This is a genomic window from Actinomycetota bacterium, assembly GCA_036280995.1.
Classification (GTDB): domain Bacteria; phylum Actinomycetota; class CALGFH01; order CALGFH01; family CALGFH01; genus CALGFH01.
Window position 1 is genome coordinate 1 of record DASUPQ010000171.1, and the last position, 3,195, is coordinate 3,195.

The following is a 3,195-nucleotide window of genomic DNA, read 5'->3' on the forward strand; positions in this document are numbered from 1 at the left end:
GGCCTTCCTGGCCCCCCTGCAGGCCGCCGGGTTCGGCGACCGCCAGGCCGGGCTGGCCTTTTTCCTGCTCGTCGACTACACCATCGGCTTTGCCGTCAGCAGCCCGGTGACCTCGGTCAACGAACACCGCGTCCGCGACCCGGCGACCAGGGCCCAGCTGCACCAGTTCTTCCGCTCCCTGCCTCCTGACCGCTTCCCGGCCCTGGTCGCCCTGGGCGAACACATCTGGGTCGACAACCGCGACGAGCGGTTCCGCGCCGGCCTCCAGGTCCTGGTCCAAGGGCTGGCCCACGCCCAACTGACCCAGCGACCAGCACCCCAGGGCCGACCAACGACCACCACCCCAGCACCCGACCACACCCAACCAGGCCATGACTAAGCCACACCCAAGGCGATAACGTCGATGTTCGACCACCTGGGCACCGGGTCGATCGACCTGGGGCGCACGAGGGTGATCGATAACAGGGCGCCGCCTGCGCTCACGCCAGCTTGCACGCGAGCGGAATTCACGCGCGGGATTCGAACAGGCAACTCATATTGAGCCGTCGTTGACATTGTGGCGTGGCGGACAAGAGGCTAGGTCGTGTGTGACATCAGCGGCGCGCACAACCAAAGCAGGTGAGGCATCCCGTGGCAGACAACTCGGCCACCGCCAGCCAGGTACCGCCCGAGATCAACACCAACGTGCCGCAGACGGCCCGGATCTGGAACTACTGGCTGGGCGGCAAGGACAACTTCCCCGTCGACCGCCAGGTCGGCGACCAGATTCTCGAGGCCTTCCCGGCCATCGTCGAGAACGCCCGCGCCTCCCGGGCCTTCCTGGTCCGCGCGGTCGAGTACCTGGCCGGTGAGGCGGGGATCCGCCAGTTCCTCGACATCGGCACCGGCCTGCCCACCGCCAACAACACCCACCAGGTCGCCCAGGCGGTGGCGCCGGAGTGCCGCATCGTCTATGTCGACAACGACCCCATCGTGCTGGTGCACGCCCGTGCCTTGCTGACCAGCAGCCCCGAGGGCGCCACCGCCTACATCGACGCCGACCTGCGCGACCCCGACAAGATCCTGCAGGAAGCGGCCCGGACGCTGGACCTGACTCAGCCGATCGCGATCATGCTGATGGGGATCCTGGGCCACATCGCCGAGGATGAGCAGGCGCAGTCGATCGTCAAACGGCTCCTGGGCGGCGTGCCCGCCGGGAGCTACTTGACGATGAATGACGGCACCGACACCAGCGAGGAGGTGGTGGAGGCCGCGCGCATCTGGAACCAGTCCGCCAACCCGACCTACCACCTGCGCAGCCCCGATCGGATCGCTCGCTTCTTCGACGGCCTTGAGCTGGTGGAACCCGGCGTTGTCTCCCCCCCACGATGGCATCCCGAGCCCAGCGCGTCCGGTCTCCCCGCCGAGATCGATTCGGCATGTGGCGTCGCGCGCAAGCCGTAGCGCCTGCGAAGAGAGTCTCCTGGTGGGCCTCGGCGACGACCGCCGTCGGTACGCCCGCCCGCCCCTGGCTCGACGACCGCCTCTCGTCAAGGTGGGCGGCGAGAACGTCCAGGACCTGCCGGACGTTCGGCACCGTCACGTCCTCGGCCGCATCCCCCAGCGTCCCCGGCTGACCACTGGGGCACGCCTCGGCCGCGCCGGGAGTCGGGCGGGCGCCAGTGCCGCCGGCGGCCGACCGGGGCGCGGCCGTTGTCCACCCCCGGCGCTAGGGTGGTTGCCGATCCATGGGGGTGCTGGACGGCTGCCCGGAGCCAGCGAAGGAGGTTGCCCGTGCCCACACCGGCCGAGGGGGGGAACCCGGCGGCGCCGGCGCGGAGGATGGTCCCGCTCTATCGGGGGGCCACGACCACCACCACGCGGCCGCCGCTGCCCGTCGACAGCCGCGAGCAGCTCGTCTACCTGCTCACCCAGGCCTCCGAGCTGGAACAGGGGATTCTCTGCGAGTACCTGTTCGCGCTGTACTCCCTCAAGCGCGATCCCGGCGACGGGCTCGACCCCGAGCAGCTCGCCCTGGTCACCCGCTGGGGCGACACCCTGGCCGAGATCGCGGTCCAGGAGATGCTGCACCTGACCCTGGCGACCAACCTGCTGACCGCGGTCGGCGCCACCCCGCACTTCCACCGGCCCAACTTCCCGATCCGCTGCCAGTGGTACCCGCCTGAGGTGCAGGTGGCGCTGGTGCCGTTCGGCGAGGAGGCGCTGCGCCACTTCCTGTTCCTGGAGCGCCCCGACCACGTCGACGTGGCCGACGCCGAGCTGTTCTCGAGGGTGTGCGAGTGCCGGCCCCTGACCGCGACCCCGGCCACCCTGATGGCCGAACCGCAGGACTACACGACCGTCGGGCACCTGTACCGCAGCATCGGCCACGGCTTCGCCCGCCTGGTCGATCGCTACGGCGAGGCCGAGGTGTTCATCGGCCCGCCCGAGGCCCAGGCCACGCGCGAGCTGCTCGGCTGGTCGGAGCTGGTCGCGGTCAACGACCTGGCCTCGGCCGAGGCCGCCATCGCGACCATCGTCGAGCAGGGCGAGGGCGCCGACGGCGACTGGCGCGAGGCCCACTTCGGCCGCCTCTCCACCATCCTGGAGGAGTACCTGGCCGCGACCGAGGCGGACCCGAGCTTCGAGCCGGCGCGGCCGGCCCAGCCCGCCTACGTGCGCCGCCCGCCCGACCAGCCGCTGGCCGTGGTCATCAGCGACCCGCTGACCGCGCAGGTGGCCGACGTGTTCGACGCCGCCCACCAGACGCTGTTCCAGCTGCTGGGCCGGCTGTTCGTCCACGAGGGCGAGACCGACCGGGAGGTGGACACCCTGGCCGGCGCCGCCATCGGGCTGATGGCGGCGGTGCTGCGGCCGCTGGGGTCGGTGCTGACCACACTGCCGCTGGGTCCCGACCACCCGGGGGAGCTGGCCGGCCCGGCCTTCTTCATGGTCCACCCGTCCCAGTTCCTGCTGCCCTGGCGGGAGGCCGCCTGGAAGGTGATGATCCAGCGCCTGGGCGTGATGGCCGACGCCTGCGTGCGGCTCGGCTGCGAGCCCGGCCTGGAGCGGCTGGCCGAGCTCGAGGAGCCGGTCCGCGGCCTGGCCGCCCGGCTGCAGGGCCACCTGGACGAACGGGCCGCCGCCGGATAGGCAGCGGATCGAACGTCCACTCCACTCGGGTCAGGGTCCGCAGCTATGCTGGCGGAGGCGTGA

At 71.3% G+C, this 3,195-nt stretch carries 3 protein-coding genes; all 3 read left to right on the top strand.

Features of this window, described 5'->3' with window-relative positions; translation table 11 throughout:
• On the top strand, positions 1–379 hold a 379-nt coding region (locus tag VF468_05520; GenBank protein ID HEX5877771.1), incomplete at its 5' end, for a TetR/AcrR family transcriptional regulator C-terminal domain-containing protein.
• Positions 380–630: 251 nt separating this feature from the next.
• Positions 631–1,443, top strand: coding sequence for an SAM-dependent methyltransferase (locus VF468_05525; GenBank protein ID HEX5877772.1), 813 nt, complete (start codon positions 631–633; stop codon positions 1,441–1,443).
• 330 nt (positions 1,444–1,773) lie between these two features.
• Positions 1,774–3,132 carry a ferritin-like protein gene (locus VF468_05530; protein HEX5877773.1) on the top strand — a complete coding sequence of 453 codons (1,359 nt, stop codon included), beginning with the start codon at positions 1,774–1,776 and terminating at the stop codon, positions 3,130–3,132.
• Positions 3,133–3,195: the final 63 nt, after the last annotated feature.